The sequence below is a fragment of the Pantoea sp. RIT-PI-b genome (assembly GCF_001187905.1).
GTDB classification, from domain to species: domain Bacteria; phylum Pseudomonadota; class Gammaproteobacteria; order Enterobacterales; family Enterobacteriaceae; genus Pantoea; species Pantoea nemavictus.
This window is the reverse complement of sequence record NZ_LGIS01000033.1, coordinates 556466-575958: the sequence shown is the minus strand read 5'-3', so window position 1 is coordinate 575958 and position 19493 is coordinate 556466. Positions and strand designations below refer to the sequence as shown.

13 protein-coding genes are annotated in these 19493 nt (G+C 55.1%); 5 read left to right on the top strand and 8 right to left on the bottom strand.

Annotated elements, in window-relative coordinates; translation table 11 throughout:
- Positions 1-60: 60 nt before the first annotated feature.
- Complete coding sequence (locus AC790_RS23410; RefSeq protein ID WP_072093478.1) at positions 61-5949, bottom strand: autotransporter outer membrane beta-barrel domain-containing protein; 5889 nt, start codon at positions 5947-5949, stop codon at positions 61-63.
- Between the two features lie 550 nt (positions 5950-6499).
- On the opposite strand from AC790_RS23410, the gene AC790_RS23405 reads away from it, so the two are divergent.
- Together AC790_RS23405 and AC790_RS23400 are read left to right on the top strand one after the other, a co-directional pair.
- Positions 6500-7843 carry an MFS transporter gene (locus tag AC790_RS23405; protein WP_049853415.1) on the top strand — a complete coding sequence of 448 codons (1344 nt, stop codon included), beginning with the start codon at positions 6500-6502 and terminating at the stop codon, positions 7841-7843.
- Between the two features lie 157 nt (positions 7844-8000).
- The gene (locus AC790_RS23400) at positions 8001-9158 is read left to right on the top strand and encodes an alpha-hydroxy acid oxidase (protein WP_049853414.1); all 1158 of its coding nucleotides are present in this window, start codon (positions 8001-8003) and stop codon (positions 9156-9158) included.
- A 24-nt stretch (positions 9159-9182) separates the two neighbouring features.
- On the opposite strand, the gene arnF is transcribed toward AC790_RS23400, so the two are convergent.
- Genes arnF through arnB form a run of 7 tightly spaced genes read right to left on the bottom strand, consistent with a single transcriptional unit; the run spans position 9183 to position 16536 of the window.
- Positions 9183-9548, bottom strand: a complete 366-nt coding sequence (gene arnF / locus AC790_RS23395; protein ID WP_049853413.1) for a 4-amino-4-deoxy-L-arabinose-phosphoundecaprenol flippase subunit ArnF — start codon at positions 9546-9548, stop codon at positions 9183-9185.
- Complete coding sequence (gene arnE, locus AC790_RS23390) at positions 9545-9877, bottom strand: 4-amino-4-deoxy-L-arabinose-phosphoundecaprenol flippase subunit ArnE (RefSeq protein WP_049853412.1); 333 nt, start codon at positions 9875-9877, stop codon at positions 9545-9547. Before arnE ends, arnF begins: the two co-directional genes overlap by 4 nt.
- Entirely contained in the window at positions 9874-11535 is a 1662-nt protein-coding gene (gene arnT, locus AC790_RS23385) for a lipid IV(A) 4-amino-4-deoxy-L-arabinosyltransferase (protein WP_049853411.1), read from the bottom strand. The genes arnE and arnT overlap by 4 nt, the downstream gene beginning before the upstream one ends.
- 19 nt (positions 11536-11554) lie before the next feature.
- Positions 11555-12439 (bottom strand): 4-deoxy-4-formamido-L-arabinose-phosphoundecaprenol deformylase, encoded by an 885-nt coding sequence (arnD, locus tag AC790_RS23380; RefSeq protein WP_049853410.1) that lies wholly within the window; start codon positions 12437-12439, stop codon positions 11555-11557.
- Positions 12436-14415 (bottom strand): bifunctional UDP-4-amino-4-deoxy-L-arabinose formyltransferase/UDP-glucuronic acid oxidase ArnA, encoded by a 1980-nt coding sequence (gene arnA, locus AC790_RS23375; protein ID WP_049853409.1) that lies wholly within the window; start codon positions 14413-14415, stop codon positions 12436-12438. Before arnA ends, arnD begins: the two co-directional genes overlap by 4 nt.
- Positions 14412-15398 carry an undecaprenyl-phosphate 4-deoxy-4-formamido-L-arabinose transferase gene (arnC, locus tag AC790_RS23370; RefSeq protein WP_049853408.1) on the bottom strand — a complete coding sequence of 329 codons (987 nt, stop codon included), beginning with the start codon at positions 15396-15398 and terminating at the stop codon, positions 14412-14414. The genes arnA and arnC overlap by 4 nt, the downstream gene beginning before the upstream one ends.
- Before the next feature lies 1 nt (position 15399).
- A complete protein-coding gene (arnB, locus tag AC790_RS23365; RefSeq protein WP_049853407.1) occupies positions 15400-16536 on the bottom strand; it encodes a UDP-4-amino-4-deoxy-L-arabinose aminotransferase in 1137 nt (378 codons plus the stop codon).
- A 242-nt stretch (positions 16537-16778) separates the two neighbouring features.
- Between arnB and AC790_RS23360 the strand changes: the two genes are divergently transcribed.
- The 3 genes from AC790_RS23360 (at position 16779) to AC790_RS23350 (ending at position 19488) form a co-directional block, all read left to right on the top strand.
- Positions 16779-16988 (top strand): hypothetical protein, encoded by a 210-nt coding sequence (locus AC790_RS23360; protein WP_007892990.1) that lies wholly within the window; start codon positions 16779-16781, stop codon positions 16986-16988.
- Between the two features lie 140 nt (positions 16989-17128).
- Positions 17129-17896 carry an A24 family peptidase gene (locus tag AC790_RS23355; protein WP_049853406.1) on the top strand — a complete coding sequence of 256 codons (768 nt, stop codon included), beginning with the start codon at positions 17129-17131 and terminating at the stop codon, positions 17894-17896.
- A 206-nt stretch (positions 17897-18102) separates the two neighbouring features.
- Entirely contained in the window at positions 18103-19488 is a 1386-nt protein-coding gene (locus tag AC790_RS23350) for a diaminobutyrate--2-oxoglutarate transaminase (protein WP_049853405.1), read from the top strand.
- Positions 19489-19493 lie beyond the last annotated feature (5 nt).

Here is a 19493-nt window from a genome sequence, read left to right as displayed (position 1 = left end):
ATGCACGGATGAGTTTCGTAGGGTGCGCATTGATGCGCACCTGAAAGCAATACGCCTTAATTAAAACATCCAGCGTACTCCGGCATTATAACGCCAGCCTTTAGCACCATTACCGTCGATCTCCTGGCGGTAATCCGCTTCCGCATACAGCGATACATCACTTTTCAGCGTTGCCGTGCCTCCCAGGCCAATATCCCACATCTGACCGAACTTGCCGCTGTCAAAGCTCACGCTGTCTGGCGCACCGCTGGCACCGGCGCGCGTGGTCGCCGATCCGCCCCAACCGCGCGTATAGCTGGTACGCAAATAGGGCGTATATTGCTGACCGGCCTGATCCTGCCAGGTGCGATCGAGACGCGCACCCACGCGGCCAATGGTTTGATCGTAATTGCCCCAGCTCACGCGGGTGTTATCGCGATCGACCACATCATCCATGTTCAGCTGCAAATACATCAGCTGCGCCTGCGGTTCGAGGCGGATGCCGTTGGCAAACTGCCATGGATAACCGCTTTCCAGCGAGGCGCCCCAGCCGTTGCCTTTAAGCTTGCCGACCTCTTTTTGCCGGGCAATGTCAGTGTCGCCGCGATGCCAGTCAAACGACAGCGCGCCATCAAGATACAAACCGCTGTCGCGCAGCCAGGTGGCATACAGCGACAAGGTGTCGTTATCAAAGCTGGTCGAGCTGTAGCCATCGACTGCATCGGGTCGGATACGCGCATTACCGCGCGTGTAAGCCACACCCGCCCGCAAGCTGTCGTTGGCGCCCTGCAGATGCAGCAGATTGCCGCCGAGCTGAACCGCGCTGTAATCAAGGTCAAAGTCATAGCCGTATTGGCTAACATCGCGATTAGTTTTGTACTTCAGGTTTGAACCGAGATAACGGAGAAACATTTCGCCGCTGGCGTCGCTGTTATCCGAACGCAGCTCGCCAAGACGCTTATGCAGATCGTCCATGACCGCCATGTTGTAATACGCCAATCCGACCGGCGCAGAGATATAGGCGGGCATCTGCGGCGTCACCTTCGGCCGCACCACGCTACCTGCCGCATCCGTAACGACATTGTTTGCCAGGCGATAATTCCATGCCGCCGCGTTTTGTGTGCCGTACAGTCCATATTGCCACGGACCGCTTGCCACATAACCGTTGCTCAGCGCAAAACTACTGGCGCTGGCCGTGCCGCTCACCTGCGCCAGTGAGATGCCTTGATCGGGCGTGAGGATTGCCGCACTGCCTGCCACAGGTGTGACATCAAGCAAGGTGGTGCCACGGGTGTTGCCGTTCACGCGCAGGGTGTCGCTGGATCCGCCCGCTGCGACTTGCGTATTCAGCTTCACGCGTCCGCCGCTGGAGGCCAGATCGCCATCAATCGTCAGGGTGTTGCCTGACGCGCCGCTGCCGTTGGTGAGATCCAGCGTGCCGGCATTATTCACCACCAGTGAGTCGTCAGTGGCGCCGCTCAGCAGCGGATTAACGCCGTCGCCGGCAAATAGCGTCGATCCTGCGCCAATATTGATGGTGCTGTGCGCCAGTTTGAGGTTGTCGGTGAGCGTCCATTGCGTATTGGCGAAGTTGATGGTGCTCCAGCCGCCGCCAAGATTCGTACCTTTGCTGAGATCGTCTGCCGCCAGCGAACCGCCACGTGCCGTTATCTGATTAAAGCTCAGCGTGCTGCCGGCACCGTTGCCAGTGGTGATATGACGCGTGTTGGCAAGGCTGACATTCTCTACCAGCGCCTGATTGCTGCCGCTGCCCATCGTCAGGCTGCCATCAAGAGTGCCACCGGAGAGTTGCAGTGTGTCATTACCGTTGCCGGTATTGACGTCACCGACTACCTTGCCGGACAGCAAAGCGAATTGATCGTTAGTCGCCCCGCCCGCCACGATGACGGTTTCGGGGAATGGCGCGCTGATATTGCCCTCGTTGATAAACACCGATTGGCCACCGCGTAAGTCGATGATGGGCGATACCGTGCTCAGCGAAATGATGCCGCCGCGGTTGATCACTTCGCTGGCGGTACTGGTGACGATTGCTGAACCTCCATTTTGGTCATAGACCGCAATGGTGCCTTCAGTGATCACTTTGCCACTGGTGTTAGCGCGCACGCCCGTGCTGTCACCGGAAACAAACATGTAGTAATCAGGTCCGATCACCAAATCATTGCTGGTGGTTGAGCCATCTTCATTGGCAAACAGATAGCCCGTGCCGCTGCCCGTGACATTGATATAAGCACTGCCGCCTTCATCAAATGAGGTGGCCGAGCGAATCCCGGTGCCGCCGTTAATATCCAGCCGCACCCGGTTAAGTGAAATATTGCTGGTCTCTGCGCGGTTGTTGATCACATTACCTTTGTTAGCGCTGAGTACCACGTGGTCGGCGATAAAACCGCTTGCGCCGCGATCCAGTAAAACCGTATCGGCATGGTTATTGGCAAAAGTGGTACTGGTGTAATTGAAATAATCGTCGGCACCATCTCCGACGATATTTAGCACCCCGCCATTCCCCACGCGTAACGCGCTGCCATTGTCTACCTGCAATTGACCGCTCATCTGCGTGTATTGGCCGTAGCCGGTGCTGACATCAACGCCAACCCCATTGGCTACGTGCACATTGCCCGCGTTGATAAAGTTGCCACCTGAATAGAGGTGCGCACCGGTGCTGTTATTGCCTAACAGATCGATTGTGCTGAAATTCTGCACGCGGGCGCCGTTGCCGCTGCTTAATGCCGTGACGTTGTCACCAGAACCGGTGATCGGTGCCGTGAGATACAGGTTCGCACCACCGCTGTCGGTTGCCACCCCAGTGGTGTGATTTCCGCTCAAGGTGATGGCGTTATTCACTGAGCCGTATGCACCCTCTGAGCCACGCACCGCCGTGGCTCCTTCGCCAGTGACGTTATATTGATCGCTACCAAATAGCGTGGTGCCCACGCCGCTGGCGTCGATCCCGGTGGTATTCGCACCGCTCAAAGTAATTGCCGCGGGTTGCAGGGGATAGAAAATGCTGCCAGCCGCCAACCGATACAAAGTCGATCCCGCGGTGCTGACATCGGTTTGCCCGCCGCTGCTGACGATATTAGCGAAAGCCGCCGTTGAGACATAACCCGTCTGATTCGTATCATGGAAAACGACTTTGCTATTTTCCCCCAGCCTTAACAGCCCGCCGCCGGATAATTCCGCCGCCACTGCGTTACTGCCGTACAAATTAATGGTGCCGTTTTGGTTAATCTCCACATTGTCGCCCACGCCCAATATGCCGTGCGATGGCGCATAACCGGGCGCATTACCTGCGGTGACGTTCAGTGTTCCGCTGTTGTTAATAGTTGCAGCCAGCGGATCGCTGAACGAATAACCTTGTGCATACAGCGCGGTGCTGCCATTTGTCACGCTGATATCGCCACTATTGGTGACATTGGCGCCCCAAAGCGACTGAATCCCAATCGTATCGGTTCCGCCAAACGCGATATTCCCGGTGTTGACCAACTGCGCCTGGTTTTGCGCAATCAAGCCCATTTGGCGATCAAAATCGCTGCGCATGGCCGCATGGTTGGTCAGGCTGGTATTGCTGAAAGGATGCGTAAGACTATTGGTGATGTAGCCGGTGAGATCGTGTTTGTTGCCATCAACCCGCGCCGCGAGGCTATTATAATTGCCGAAATTGAACTGTGTCGCCGCATCGATCGTTCCCTGCGCGCCCCCTTCAACCACTACGCCTGTTGAATAACCGCCAATATTTAATCTTGCGCCATGGGTATTGATATCCGTGCCCTCGCCGCTGCCAATCACGCCAGTAGAGAAGGATGCATCAGGTGTTAGCGTCATGCCGCTGCCATCAAAATCTGCACCATCCTGATAGCGAAAAATAGTCGAGTACCCGCTGGAAACGCCGTATTGACCGTTGCTGGGCAAATTGATTTTGGCATCCGGGCCAATAGCCAGAAAATTGATTTGATACTGCCCGCTACCGGAGATGGGCACCGCGCTCGGTGCTACGTTTACCGTGGCATTGCCTTCGGCGCGAATACCGATCGCCGCTTCACCGCTAAGAGTGATCGGCCCGCTGAGATCGGCAGACGCGGCGCCGCCATCCTCGCCCGTTACCCACACTGCAGTATTGCGCGTGCCGTTCGCGGCGTCAGCATCGCCGCTAACGTTGATCGCCCCGGTTGACCACGCATGCGCGCGATTACCCGGCGTAGCGGTGATTTTGAGACCGGTGCTGTTGTCCCCGTTAAGATTGATGATCCCTGCGTTGCCTACCTGGCCGCCGCTGCCGGAATTGATCACCTGCATGGCGATGTTTTCTGCCGGCTTAAACTGCGCGCGACCGTTAACATCGATGACGCCATTGTTGAGCGTCACGGCATCGGGTGCGTTTTCAACGCGCATCGCCGTGGCATTTTGCACCAAAGAACCGATCACGATATGGCCGTTATTCACCGCGCTGGATTCAAACAGCTGCGTCATGCCGCGCGTGCCGCCGCTCTGGTTGATCGCGACGTCTGTGGTGGCGTCGGTGGCACTGCTTTGCGGCGTGCGGCCAATATACAGCGTGCCGTTGTTGGTGAAGCTCGAGGTGGTACCGCCCAGCACCACGCCTGCGCTGCTGCCAGTTTCCACCGTTTCGGTGACCCCAAGATTGAGGGTGCCATTATTTACCGCGTTGCCATCACGCAAGGTGATGGCGCTTGAGCCGTCTGATAGCGCATGATTGAGCACGCCATTATTAGTAAAACGGCTGTTGTTGACTTCGACGGTCGCCGCGTTATAGCCCAGCGTGCTGCTATCCACCCCGCTGCCATCGGCATTATTGAGGAAGCCACCGTTAATCACGCCGTTATTGGTGCCGCGACTGCCGTTGGTTAACACCAAGGCATTGTTGTTGGTGAGTCGGTTGCCGCTGCTGGATAACGTGCCATTAATGGTAGCCGTAGCGCCGTTATCCGCGCGCATCGCGCCGCCATTCGCGTTGACCACTTCCAGCGTTTTACCGGCATTGATGGTCGCAGTGGCTTTGGGGCCATCGGCACTCAGCACCACGCGTTCACCGATCGGTTTCAGTACTTCATCGTCAGGATCGCGGGTGTTCAGCGCCCACACCACGCTGCCGCTGGTGAAGCTAAACGCTTTATCAAATTCGCTATTGTAAGTGGCAGGATCGAGATTCGCGCTCTGTAACTGAGCGATCAGCCAATCGTTATAACGCTGCAGATCGCTCACATTGCTGACGTTGAAATTCGTCACGTTGCCATCTTTGGTGGTAACCGTGAAATTGCCGCTGTAGTTCACCAGCGCATCGTCACTGTAAGCCCAGCGCGCGCCGTCTGGAGCTTGGATGGCGCTGAAATCAACGCGATTGTCGCTATCCCAGTTCATATTGCCGCTGCTCATGGCGGTAAACAGCCGACTCTGCTTGGCTGCCATCTCCCAGCCGTTGGCGGTGGTGGATGCGCCGGCCGAGCCAAGTTGAACATTGATGGTGCCGTTACTCACTGATGCAACGCGGGCGTTGAGATATTGCTGATCGGTCACATCTTCATAATCGGTCACAGCTTGATTAAGGCTAATGGGGGCCAGATTACGCAGCGCGGCCGAATCATAGGTTGCGTAGTGGCTATAAAGGCCGTTGGCGACATCCGAAACCAGCACGTCATAATTTTGCGCCCCGAGCGAGAGGCGCTCTTTACCGGTTAAGCTGTCGGTAAAGATGCGCCCCTCGTCTTGTAACTGACCCAGGGTGGTTGCTACTTCACCGCTTTTACCCGGGGTAAACTGCGGTAAGCCGGTCAACGATTGTGTGCTGCCATTACACACGCAAAATACTCCAGCTTTGTTGTCACTCTTTTCAGGCGTAAATGGCTGAATAATAGCGGCTGAAGTTTGCGCCGCGGGATACATCATGCCCTGCGCGGCCAGCAGGCTAATAACAAGGGGTTTTAATTTAAACAACATCCTTTCCTCCAGAGAGAAAATAAAATTTTCGGCACGGCGAAACGCCGCCAGGCATGACGTTTTTTAGAAAGTGATATTGAAAATATAAATATGTGGAGTTCTGAACTGCGGTATCACAACACTTTGTAAAGAAAACGTCCAGATCGGGATAAGAGAACAAGATGAAATTAAGTCAAATTAAGAATTTACCGTTGTGTTTCAGCAGTTAACAATTGCTCAGGTAGAGAAACCAAGTTGTGGCAGATCAATTAAATAGAGCAATAAATAGGACCAGAATAATTTGAGGTTTGAAACTTAAATTTCCAGGTTGCTATATATAGTTGTATGTATGATTAATAATGCACATTTCGAGGCGCTGTGTAGTCGATATTAATTAGAAGTCTCAAATAACAGGGTTTTGAAAACACACGCTGCATTAGGCCGCAACGACATATATCCGCAATCAGTTTCGCACCTCATTTTGTCTCTTACGATCTGTGATCATATTCGCAACATCCTGGCAAACACCCTTGTATGGTAGTAGAACATTTATAGCGCAGGGATTTACCCCATGGCATCGACAACCATTACGCAAACGCCAGCCACCGAGAAAGATAACACTTCGCTGATTAAGCGCGTCGCCAGTGCATCCGCAATTGGTACTGCAGCCGAATACTATGATTTCTTTGCTTACGGCACGGCGGCCGTGCTGTTTTTCGGCCACCTTTTCTTTCCGAGCCACGATCCGCTCATCAGCACCCTTGCCGCGTTTGCCACCTATGCGGTCGGGTTTCTCGCTCGCCCGATTGGCGGCATCGTTTTTGGCCATATCGGCGATAAAGTAGGACGGAAAAAAGCGCTGGTCGCCACCATTCTGATTGTCGGACTCGGAACGTTTTGCATCGGCTTACTGCCGACCTACGGAAAGATCGGTATCTGGGCGCCGGTGCTGCTGATTTTGATTCGTCTGTTGCAGGGCTTTGGCGTGGGGGGTGAACAAGCTGGCGCCGTATTGATGACGGCGGAGTATGCGCAGCCCGCCCGTCGCGGCTTCTTTGCCAGCTGGGTGCAAATTGGCGCTCCGGTTGGTTTTCTACTGCCGCTGGCGCTTTTCGCGATCCTCAACGCGACGCTGTCGTCGGATCAAATGATGGATTGGGGCTGGCGCGTGCCGTTTCTGTTGAGTGCGTTGCTAGTCATTGTCGGTTTGTTCATCCGCCTGCGCATTGATGAGTCACCGGTATTTGCCGCCATCCGGGAAACCAAAGCCGCGGAGTCGCGTCCTTTAAAAGAGGTAATTCGTGGCAATCCGCGTTTGGTGATCAATGGCGTGGCAGCCAAACTGATTGAAGCCTGTGCGTTTGCTTTGTTTACCGTGATTATTCTGGCATGGGGCAAAGCCAATAACCTGGATTCCGGCATTCTGATGAACAGCATGATTGTGGCGATCATTCTTGAAGTCTTTGCCATTCCACTGATGGGCGCACTGTCAGACAGAATTGGCCGTAAGCCGGTGTATATGATGGGTGCGCTGCTGATCGTCATCGCCATTGTGCCGTTCTTCCTCGCCCTGCAGCAAAACAGCTATTGGTTGACGCAGATCGCCATGATCATCGCGCTGACGCTGGGCCACAGCATGTGTTACGCGCCGCAAGCATCCTGGTTCCCGGAGCTCTTCCCCACTCACATTCGCTGCAGCGGCATCGCAGTGATCTGGCAAGTCGGTTCATTAATTGGCAGCGGCGTGCTGGGATTAGTGGCGGTTAAAATTCTGCAAATGACCGAGGGGCATTGGTATGGTTTAGCGCTGTATATCGCGGTGTTGGGGGTTATTTCGGTCATTGGTTTACTGCGGTTGCCCGAAACTGCGCCAGGTCGCCGAAACGGCGAATATCATCAGTGGCAACAGCATTGATATCCTGACAGAGCGGCGACTTGCCGCTCTGCAATTTTTGCTTATGCATTTTTCGCAGAAGCATTGCCGGTTTAGGGATTTGTAAAAGTTCGCCGATGCAATATCCTTTATTTTCAACATTTTCCTACACCTCTCGCCTAATCGGATCGCTATCTCCATGCGCAATATGCTGTCGCGTTGTCTTTCCCTGAATGACTTCGAAAAGTACGCCCAACGTCATTTGCCGCATCCGCTCTTCGCCTATGTTTCGGGTGGCATCGAAGACAATATTGCGCTGCGCAATACGCTCGCATCCTACGCACGTTACAGCCTGATTCCGGAAAATATGGTGGATGTGTCGCAGCGCAACATCCACGTTGAACTATTTGGCCATCGCTACGCCGCACCGGTGGGTATAGCGCCGATGGGCATTTCTGCCTTAACCGGTTTTGATGGGGACATTACGCTGGCACGCTGCGCAAAGGAGAAAAACGTGCCGTTTATCATGAGTGGTTCCTCGCTCACGCGGCTGGAAGATGTGGCGCAGGTCAATCCCAAAATGTGGTTTCAGGCCTATCTACCGAAAACGCTGGAAGAGATTGATGCCCTGATCGATCGGGTAAAACGCGCAGACATTCCGGTGCTGGTCATCACCGTAGATACGCCCGTCAAAGCCAACCGCGAAAATAACGTGCGCGCCGGTTTCGCTACGCCGTTCCGTCCCAGCCTGCGGCTGGCGTGGGAAGGCATCACGCATCCACGCTGGTTAACCGGCACCTTGCTAAAGACGGTGTTAAAAAGCGGCATGCCCTATTTCGAGAACAATAGCGCGCAGCGTGGCGCACCGCTTTTTTCGAAAAACGCGGTGCGGGATTTCAGCGGCCGAAGCCATTTAACCTGGCAGCATATTGAACACATTCGCGGCCGCTGGCCGGGCGCCATGGTGATCAAAGGTATTCTCAGTCGTACCGATGCGCTGCGCTGTAAAGCTATCGGCATCGATGGGATTGTGGTCTCCAATCATGGCGGGCGCCAGCTCGATACCGTGATTCCGCCACTCTACGTTTTGCCGGAGATTGTTGAGGCCGTCGGGGATATGACGGTGATGTTTGATAGCGGCATTCGGCGCGGTACCGATGCGATAAAAGCCATCGCGCTCGGCGCGCAAGCCTGCTTTGTTGGACGGCCCTTTAATTATGCCTGCGCCGTGGGCGGCGCGGCGGGGGTGAACCTGGCGATTGACTTGATTACCAGCGAGATCAGTCGTGATTTAGGCATGCTGGGCGCGGCTGCATTGGCGGATTTAGGGGAAAAGCATCTGCGGATTACGGGCTGAATCCTATCCCACTATGAAAAGGGCTTAGCTTCGTTTCGGTAACGACACCAGCAGCAACCCCAGCACGATCAGCATTACGCCCGCAAAGCTGCTCCAGCGGAAGTTTTCTCCGAATGTCGGCAATGAAATCGCGGCCAGCCAAACCAGCACATAGCTCAAGCTCAGTAATGGATAGAGTCGATTCAGTGGCAGATGACGCAACGCTAGCATCCAGCACAGCATCGACAGCGCATAGGCGCCGAGGCCGATGGCGAGTAACAGCAGCGGTTTCAGGTGATGCATCTGCAATATCTCCCTAAACGGCGGGAGATCGAGCATCGCCAGGCGCAGAACCAACTGCGCCAACGACACCAGTAACACGCTGCACAGCGCCAGCGTCAGCCCTTTCATAGATGACTTCCCATTAGCGCCACGCCGGCGACAATCGCCAGGGTACCGATCCACTGCTGCACGCTATAGGTTTCCCGCCATATCAGCCGCGCGGCTACAGCCACTAACACAAAATTAAGGCTCAGCATCGGATACGCAACGCTGACCGGCACAACGCGCAGCACCATCAACCACAACAACATTGCCGCGCCGAGTAGCAGTATGCTCAGGGCGATCCACATCAGCAGGCGTTGTTTACCGCGTTGAAGGCCCAAATGTGCCGCCTGCTTTTGGCAAAGCTGGGCGGCGCAACTCAGCACGCTTACTAATAAAATCAGCAGTAGATTCATGGTTTCGCATCGTAGCCGTAATAAACCAGCCGCCCCTGACGATAGACGTCATCGGGTTGCGGTAAGTTTTTGTCCGGCGTGCTGTCACTCGAACTCATCATCAACACCAACGAAACCCGCCCCTGACGACGATGCACGCGTAGCCAGTCGGCAAAGTCATCTGCATCAATATAATGCGACTGCGCATCCGGATAGCTCAGGCCATATTGCAACTCACCTTTCGCATCATAGAAATTGATATCGCTGCGCTGCAGCTCCCACGCAACCGCCGATGCCACGCCAGGATTATTTGCCAGCAGATAACGGCTGGATGCCAGTTGGTCATGCACCGCACTGACAAAGCTCTGCGGCTGTTTTGAGTCGCGCACCTTGTGTGGGATAGCAAAACCAACCAGCAGCGCCAGCGCCAGCGGACAGAGCGCGGCTAACTGCCAGCGGCCCTGCTGCGGTTTGCGGCTCAGCCAGCCCATCACACCCCATGCGATAAAGATAAGCGCCGCACAGATCACTCCGCTGATTTCATCGCTGCTGTAAACCGGCCGATGTGCCACGCCCCAGGGCGCCAGCACCACCAATAACACCAGCGTGGTAAGCTCGCCGAACAGCAGGTTAATCCACCCATTCACTCTGAGCGCGTTCATCACCTGCGCCGATCCGCTGTGCGCATAGTGCGCCATTAACAACGCCAGCGGGGCGAAGCACGGCAGAATATAGGTTGGCAGTTTGCCTTTGGCGATACTGAAAAACAGCAGTGGCAGCAGCACCCAGCTCAGCAGATACACCGTTCCGGCATGCTGACTGCGCTGGCGCCACGCCCCCATCAGCGATCCTGGCAGCAGTGCCAGCCACGGCAGACATCCCGCCAGCAGCACCGGAAGGTAATACCAGAATGGCGCCTTGTGCTGCGCATCCGCCTCGGCGAAACGCTGAATATGCTCAACCCAGAAGAAGTAGTGCCAGAAATCGCCTTCCTGCTGATTGATTGCCAGCGCCCACGGCGAGCTGAGCAGCGCGGCAACCACGATAGTCAGCGGCCCCCAGCGTAACAGCTCCGTAAAACGACGCTGCCAAATGGCCCAGGGGAGAATTGCCAGCACCGGCACCGCCAGCGCGAGAAAACCTTTGGTCATGAAACCCATGGCGCAGGCGGCGCCGAGCAGCACATAACCCCATAAGCGCTGCTGCGTGTTCTGCGCCTGGGCGGCCAGCCAAAAACTGCACATCGCCGCTACCAGCCACAACAGCAGGATCGGGTCAAGCACCGCATAGGTTCCCACGCCGTATACTAATAGCGAAGTCAGGAAAATAACGCTGCCGCTCAGTGCGATTTGGCGACGGGCAAACATCTGCATACCCAGCCAGTAGATCAGTAGCGCACTTAACGTGGTGCTAAAAATCGCGCCGGCGCGTACGCCAAAGTTACTGTGTCCGAACAGCAGTTGGCCGAGATTATTCACCCAATAACCGGCAATCGGCTTCTCGAAATAGCGTAAATCAAAGAAGTGCGGTACCACCCAATTACCGCTGAACAACATTTCGCGGCTGATTTCGGCATAGCGGGTTTCATCCGGCTGCCATAAGGCGCGGAATTCTATCGGGATCAGGTAATACAGCGCAAAGAGTGCCAAGAGCAGCGCAGTTTTGGTGCCTGTTCGCATCCGTGAGTCCTGTTGAAAATTAACGTTGGCAGCCTAGCCAGCCTTCGCGTCCGGGAATGTGTCCGCGCACGATGGAGCCCTGTGGCAGCGTAGTGAGATCATCGGGTAACAGCGCGCTTAGCGGACAAAAACAGATCTCCTGCTGCGCCGCACGTCGTAGCAGATCGCCGAACGCCTCAAGGCCAACAATGCCTTCCACTTCGGCATGAATGGTGTAAACCGGTGAGCCGCTCGCGGCATGAATTTGCTCAAGGATGTAGTCATTGAATCCTTCGGCGCTAACCGACTGGCCGACCACTTCATCCCATGTGGGTAACGTCACTGGAATCTGCACCGTGCCCGTGCTGCCATCACTGAGCATGGGCAAGAAGGGTCCGCTGCCGCGGCAGTCGCTGTTATAACGAAAACCAAAGCGCTGTTTAGCGGCTACCACGCGGCCATCTGCCCGCCAGCCCGCCACCGCAGAGCAGGTGACATTGTCACTAATTATCGCCTCCAGCGCCTGTTTGCCGCGGGCTATCTGCTCTTCCAGCTTATCTGCTGGCCAGACACCCGCCCAGGTTTGCCAGGCAAAGTGATCCCAGGCGTGCAACCCCACTTCATGGTGGTCGGCAGTGGCGCTGATAATCTCCTCCAGGCCGCGACCAATTTCACGTCCCGGCCAGGCGGTACCCGCCAGCAGAATGTCCCAGCCATAGAGTGATGCCGCGCGGGAACGCAGCATTTTCCACAAGAAGCGCGGTTTCATCAGACGCCACAAGTGGCGTCCCATGTTGTCAGGTCCTACGCTGAAGAAAAAACTGGCCTGTAGCTGATGCAGACTGAATTGCTCCAGCAGAGCCGGCACACCGAGTTGGGTGCCGCGCCAGGTATCAACATCAACGCGTAAACCGACTTTTTTCATGGCTTCTCCTGCAGCTCAACGGTGCGCAGGAAGAAGTCCAGCGTGTTATCGATGGTGGTGTCCATTTCGACTGTCGGCGTCCAGTCGATCAGGCGGCGTGCATTCTTGATCGACGGCTTACGGTGCTCTACATCCTGATAGCCCTTGCCGTAATAGCTGCTGCTTTCCACTTCGCGGAAGCCGGCAAACGGCGGGAAGTTGCTGCGCAGTGGATGACGCTCAAAGCTGGCCAGCAGCCGTTCAGCCAACTCTTTGATGCTGGCTTCATTTTCCGGATTACCGATATTCACGATTTGGCCATCGCAATTGTTGTGCTGGTTTTCGATGATGCGGAACAACGCTTCAATGCCATCGCTGATATCGGTAAAACAGCGTTTTTGCGCGCCACCATCGATTAGCTTGATCGGCGAACCTTCCACCAGATTGAGAATCAACTGGGTAATGGCGCGGGAGCTGCCGATACGCGCGGCGTTGAGGTTATCCAGACGCGGCCCCATCCAGTTAAACGGACGGAACAGCGTGAAGCGTAATCCCTCTTTCTCGCCGTAGGCCCAAATCACCCGATCCAGCAGTTGCTTGGAGACCGAGTAGATCCAGCGCTGTTTATTGATCGGCCCCACCACCAGGTTGGAGTGATCCTCATCGAAATGCTGATCGGTGCACATGCCGTACACTTCGGACGTTGAAGGGAAAATAATGCGCTTTTTATACTTCACGCAGTCACGAATGATTTTGAGGTTCTCTTCAAAATCGAGTTCGAATACGCGCAGCGGATTACGGGTGTACTCAATCGGTGTCGCAATCGCCACCAGTGGCAGCACCACATCACACTTCTTGATGTGATACTCAATCCACTCCGAATGAATACTGATGTCGCCTTCAACAAAGTGGAAGCGCGGCTGCTCAAGGAAGCGGCTGATGGCATCAGAACCAATATCTAAACCGTAAACGTCGAAGTTATCATCCTGCAGCAAACGTTCGGTCAAATGGTTACCGATAAAGCCATTGACGCCGAGGATCAGCACACGCGTGCGGCGTTTCACCGCAGCCACCGGCTGGGAATAGAGCAACGCGCCCTTCACCATGCCGAGGCTCTGTGCCAGCTGGCTGCCATTCATATACACACCGTTGTCACTTTGACCGGTGACCACTTCCAGCGCCCCTTCACCACAGGCAATAATGAAGGGTTCGACGGATAGCACGGTGCCGGGTTTAGCGTGCTGCTCAGTGCTGTGCACGCGCCCTTTCCACACCACAAATTTCACCGTACCGGCGAACGCGAACGCGCCGGGCCAGGGATCGGTTACCGCACGCACCAGATTATTAATAGATTGAGCCGACTGCTCCCACTTGATGCGCCCATCATCCGGCGTACGGCGTCCCACCACCGTCGCCTGACTGTGATCCTGCGGCGTTGTCACGATATCGCCATATTGCAACGCGGGCAGTGCGCTCTCCAGCAACTGCGTGGCGCAGGCCACCAGTTTGCGATGCAAGGTTAACGCATTGTCCTGTTCGTCGATGGCGACGCGCTGTTGCGCCACGATGTCGCCCGCATCGGCACGTTTCACCATGCGATGCAGCGTAACACCGGTTTCTTTTTCACCGTTCACCAGCACCCAGTTGAGCGGCGCACGGCCACGATATTTTGGCAACAGCGAGCCGTGCAGATTAAACGCCCCCACGCGGGCGCAATTGAGAATGTTGTCGCTCAGCAGCTTGCGATAATAGAAGGAGAAGATGAAATCCGGCGTCATCGATTTGATGCGATCGACCCACAGCGGGTGATCCGCATCTTCCGGCGCATACACCGCAATGCCATGTTCCGCAGCCAGCCGCGCCACCGAAGGAAAAGCGTGGCTCTCTGGCGAGGAGTCAGCGTGAGTGAAGATAGCGCTGATTTCATAACCCGCGTTCAACAACGCAGTAATGCCAGTGCAGCCCATTTCGGCGTAGGCGAAGACGATTGTTTTCATTGCTTAATTTCCTGTACTGAAGAGGTGTCTTGCTGTGGGTGAATAACACGTTGAATGAAGTAGCGCGGACGCGCGCGAACATCGTTGTAAATACGTCCAATGTATTCACCGAGTAAGCCCATACCGATAAACTGCGCGCCGACAAAAATGAACAGCACGGCGAACAGCAGGAATACGCCGTCGCCAGACCAGGCGGCGCCGAGGAACAGGCGCAGCACGATCAACACTAGCGAGAAGGCGAAACCGGTTAAGGCGATTAAGCTGCCAACGATGCTTAACAAACGCAGTGGCGTGGTGGTCAGGCAGGTCACCAGGTCGTACATCAGGTTGATCAGCCGCATAAAGCTGTATTTGGAATCACCAAACTCACGCTCAGCGTGCGCAACGGGCAACTCAATGGTGCGTCGCGCGAAGGTATTGGCGAGAATCGGGATAAAGGTGCTGCGCTCATGGCAGTTCAGCATCGCATCAACAATATGGCGGCGATAGGCGCGCAGCATGCAGCCGTAATCGCCCATCGCTTTGCCGGTGACGCGCTGAATAAGCTGGTTGATGGTGCGCGACGCACGGCGACGGAACCAGCTATCCTGACGGTTCTGCCGCACCGTGCCGACCACGTCATAACCCTGCAGCGCGGCATGTACCAGATGCGGGATCTCCTCCGGCGGGTTTTGCAGATCGGCATCCAGCGTAATGATCACATCGCCACTGACGTGGCTGAAACCGGCCATAATCGCCGAGTGTTGACCGTAATTACGATTTAGCAACACGCCGACCACGTGGCTGCCGGGCATATCCGCCGCATCGGCGATCATCTCGCCGGAGCGATCGCTGCTGCCGTCATCTACCAGCAGGATTTCATAATCGAGCCCCAATCCCGCGCAGGCCGCGTCGGTGCGACGCAGCAGTTCCGGCAGGCTCTCCTGCTCGTTATAGACTGGGATCACCACGGATACTTTACGAATCGCTTTCTCTTCCAGCATGTCAAACTCCAGCAATCTGACGTAACGCGTTAACCACGCGAGCGACGTCCTCGTCGCGCATATCAGGGAACAACGGTATTGAGCAGATGCGATCGCTGTTCCATTCGGTATTCGGCAGCGACAGCTGCGGATAGCGCTCGCGGTAATATTTGTGCGTGTGGGCCGCGCGGAAATGCAGCCCGGTGCCGATATCCTGGGCTTTTAATGCTTCCATCAGCGCATCACGGTTGATGCCGCACTGCGCTTCATCGACGCGAATGATGAACAGGTGCCAGGCGTGCTGATGTGGCCAGCCAGGCTGCGCCAGCGGCATAAATGGCGTATCCGCCAACTCGGAAAGATAGCGCTGTGCGATGGCGGCACGGCGTTGGTTAATGGCGGGTAACTTCTTCAATTGAACCAGCGCAATGGCGGCGCTGATATCCGGCAGATTGTATTTAAAGCCAGGCATGATCACTTCCGCCTGTGGTTTGCGCCCGTGCGTATGTCGGTCGTAGGCATCCACGCCTAAGCCGTGGAACTTCAGGCTGCGCATCCGATCGGCCAATGCCGCATCATCCGTCACAATTAAGCCACCTTCGGCGCAGGTCATATTTTTAATGGCGTGGAACGAGAAGATGGCGGTGCCCTGATGACCGACGTGCTGCCCCTGGTAGTAACAACCCGCCGCGTGGGCTGCATCTTCAATGACCGCGATACCGTGACGCGCGCCAATGGCACGAATGGCGTCCATATCGGCCGGCGCACCGGCGTAATGCACCGGAATAATGGCGCGAGTACGCGGGGTGATGGCCGCTTCGATCTGCTCCGGCGTTACCATTAAGGTGTCACGATCGATATCTATCATCACCGGTGTGGCACCCAGCAGCGTGATTATATTGAGCGTGGAGACCCAGGTCAGTGAAGGCGTAATCACTTCATCGCCCGGCTGAATGGCCAGCGCCAGCAGCGCAACGTGCATGCCAGCGGTCGCGGAGCTGACGGCAATCGCATGTTGATTGCCGGTCAGCTGGCAAAAGGCCTGTTCCAGTTCTGCGTTTTTCGGTCCGGTGGTAATCCAACCTGATTCAAATACCGCTTTGACCGCTGCTAACTCTTCCTCGCCAAGCGAAGGGCGTGAAAAGGGTAAAAAATTCATAGCATTACCTTGGATTTAAGTGTTTTTTACGACCATGCAATCCAAAATACGCCGGTAAACTTAACGCAACATTAAATGGGTCAGGTGCTCAATGGCCTTTTTCTGACACGTTGAAGGTTGGTAGAGGAAAAGTCGCATTTGCTCATTATTGAGCATGAACCAGCACTGTTCTTAAGGTTATCCTAAGGTTTTAACCCTATACTGAGTCAGGTTATGTCTTATAACGACTGGAGGAGATTGCGATGAGTAACGCGACAGACAGACTTTCTCAGGCTGCACTGCGCCGCCACCATATTGGCGTGAAGACCAAAGGGTTACGTTATCGCGGCGATCTCTATGTGTTTCGCTTTAATGCCGATCACTATGATGTGTTTCTCAATAACGACCGCATCATGTCGCTTGCCACCAGTAATGTGCAGGAAGCCATTCAGCTGTTTAAACAGCAATCTTGAAGATTTTGAACGAGCTGATTCTCGAGCCCGCTCTGCAATTCTGATGTAAGCCGCTGCAACCTCACTTTTCCTCTCGCACTCCTGCTCGCTACGGCGTAACGTCTCGGCACCAATGAGCTGGATGGTGCGGAGTAGCGGCAATGGAATGGGAATATGGGTTAATTGGCAGTTTGCTGGGGTTGTCGGTTGGCAGCTTTCTCAATGTGGTGATCTATCGTTTGCCGCGGCAATTGCTGCAACCGGGATTAGCGCTCAGTTTTTTCTACCCACCTTCTCATTGTCCAAATTGTGCTACCCCCTTGCGCTGGCGCGACAATATTCCGCTGCTGAGCTGGCTGCTGCTGCGCGGAAAATGTCGGTATTGCCGTGGCGAAATTAGCGGGCGTTATCCACAGGTCGAGTTGTTAACGGCACTTTTAACGCTGCTGTTTATCTGGCTATTACCTTTCACTCTGCACTTGATGGCCGCGTTGCTATTGCTGTGGGCGCTAATAGTCCTCGCCCTAATCGACCTCGAACATTTGCTGTTGCCCGACGTGATTACGCTGCCTTTACTTTGGGCCGGTCTGCTGTTTAAAACCCTCGGCTGGCTGCCAGGCTCGTTACACGAAGCCGTATTAGGTGCCATCGCCGGATACGCCGTTTTATGGCTCTTAGCCGCCGTATATCAACAAATTAGAGGCATTGACGCGCTAGGAATGGGTGATGCAAAACTGCTGGCAGCGATGGGCGCCTGGCTAGGCTGGCCACTTTTACCCTCCGTGCTGTTATTCGCTTCGGCTGGCGCTATTTTATGTGTTTTGATTGCCAGAATGGCCTCGCGGCGCGAGCTCAATCACGCTATAGCCTTTGGTCCATGGATCGCCTTAGCGGCTATAAGTCACTTTATTCATTCGATTATTTTTTAACCACCCCATTGGCGGTGCGAAATTAAGCGGCCAATTTCTGGCCAACGCCCTGATTCATATATGGAAAGAGTAAACAAATCTAAACAAAATTAATCATTGTGATGTAGGTCAAAAGGCTCTATATTGGCCGCGTTTTTTCACAGCTGTTACTTTTTTGTTCAATTAGTCAATTGGCGAGCCATACGAGCCCCGGTTGAAGGAGAGATATGATGACGGATAAAGTCCGTATTGATAGTTTTGGTGCCAATGCATTCAACGGAAACAACGACGCATTCTTAGCCCGTCAGGCTGAGTTTGAATCTAACGTTAGGAGTTACCCGCGCAAATTGCCTTTAGCGATCGCTAAAGCCCATGGCGTGTGGATCACAGATGTTGAGAATAAACAATATCTTGACTGTCTGGCTGGCGCAGGGACGCTGGCACTGGGTCATAACCATCCTGATGTTCTTCAGAGCATACAAAATGTCATTACCAGCGGCTTGCCGTTACATACTCTTGATCTGACTACGCCTCTTAAAGATCAGTTCTCTGAATCTCTGCTCTCGCTGCTGCCTGGCCAGGGTAAGGATTATTGCCTGCAGTTCACCGGTCCTTCCGGTGCCGATGCCGTTGAAGCCGCGCTGAAACTGGCGAAGAAAGCCACCGGTCGTAGCGGTGTGATCAGCTTCTCTGGCGGCTACCACGGTATGACGCACGGCGCGCTGTCCGTCACCGGTAACCTGGCGCCTAAAGAAGCGGTTGATGGCATGATGCCAGAAGTCCAATTCATGCCTTACCCGCACCAGTATCGCTGCCCGCTGGGCATCGGTGGTGAAGCCGGCATTAAAGCGTTGACTTACTACTTCGATAACCTGATCAACGACGTGGAAAGCGGCGTGCGCAAGCCGGCGGCAGTTATCCTTGAAGCCGTTCAGGGCGAAGGCGGCGTGAACCCAGCGCCAGCTGAGTGGCTGCAACGTATCCGTAAAGTGACTCAGGAACACGGCATTCTGCTGATTCTTGACGAAGTTCAGGCTGGCTTTGCCCGTACCGGTAAATTCTTCGCCTTCGAACACGCGGGTATCGAACCCGACATCATTGTGATGTCTAAAGCCGTCGGCGGCGGTCTGCCACTGGCGGTGCTGGGCATCAAAAAGCAGTTCGACGTTTGGTCTCCAGGTCACCACACCGGCACCTTCCGTGGTAACCAGCTGGCGATGGCCACCGGCCTGACCACGCTGAAAATCCTGAAAGAGCAGGATATCGCGGGCAAAGTTGCGGCGCAGGGCGAATGGCTGAAAGCGCAGTTGACCGCGATGCAGAAACGCTTCCCGGTGATTGGTCACGTTCGCGGTCTCGGCATGATGATCGGTATTGAGATCGTTAAACCGAACGAAGCGGCAGACCACATGGGCAGCTTCCCGGCAGACGGCGAACTCTCTGCGCTGCTGCAGAAGAAGTGCTTCGAAGCAGGTCTGATTCTGGAGCGCGGTGGCCGTCATGGCGCAGTGTTGCGTCTGCTGCCTTCACTGCTGATCACCAACGATGAGCTGGCGATTTTCCTGGATAAATTTGAGCAGGCGCTGATTGGCGCTGGCGTCAAACCTGTTTGATTGGA

Coding starts and splice junctions, on each gene's coding strand:
- AC790_RS23410 (WP_072093478.1), bottom strand. CDS start 5,949: ATGTTGTTTAAATTAAAACCCCTTGTTATTAGCCTGCTGGCCGCGCAG.
- AC790_RS23405 (WP_049853415.1), top strand. CDS start 6,500: ATGGCATCGACAACCATTACGCAAACGCCAGCCACCGAGAAAGATAAC.
- AC790_RS23400 (WP_049853414.1), top strand. CDS start 8,001: ATGCGCAATATGCTGTCGCGTTGTCTTTCCCTGAATGACTTCGAAAAG.
- arnF (WP_049853413.1), bottom strand. CDS start 9,548: ATGAAAGGGCTGACGCTGGCGCTGTGCAGCGTGTTACTGGTGTCGTTG.
- arnE (WP_049853412.1), bottom strand. CDS start 9,877: ATGAATCTACTGCTGATTTTATTAGTAAGCGTGCTGAGTTGCGCCGCC.
- arnT (WP_049853411.1), bottom strand. CDS start 11,535: ATGCGAACAGGCACCAAAACTGCGCTGCTCTTGGCACTCTTTGCGCTG.
- arnD (WP_049853410.1), bottom strand. CDS start 12,439: ATGAAAAAAGTCGGTTTACGCGTTGATGTTGATACCTGGCGCGGCACC.
- arnA (WP_049853409.1), bottom strand. CDS start 14,415: ATGAAAACAATCGTCTTCGCCTACGCCGAAATGGGCTGCACTGGCATT.
- arnC (WP_049853408.1), bottom strand. CDS start 15,398: ATGCTGGAAGAGAAAGCGATTCGTAAAGTATCCGTGGTGATCCCAGTC.
- arnB (WP_049853407.1), bottom strand. CDS start 16,536: ATGAATTTTTTACCCTTTTCACGCCCTTCGCTTGGCGAGGAAGAGTTA.
- AC790_RS23360 (WP_007892990.1), top strand. CDS start 16,779: ATGAGTAACGCGACAGACAGACTTTCTCAGGCTGCACTGCGCCGCCAC.
- AC790_RS23355 (WP_049853406.1), top strand. CDS start 17,129: ATGGAATGGGAATATGGGTTAATTGGCAGTTTGCTGGGGTTGTCGGTT.
- AC790_RS23350 (WP_049853405.1), top strand. CDS start 18,103: ATGATGACGGATAAAGTCCGTATTGATAGTTTTGGTGCCAATGCATTC.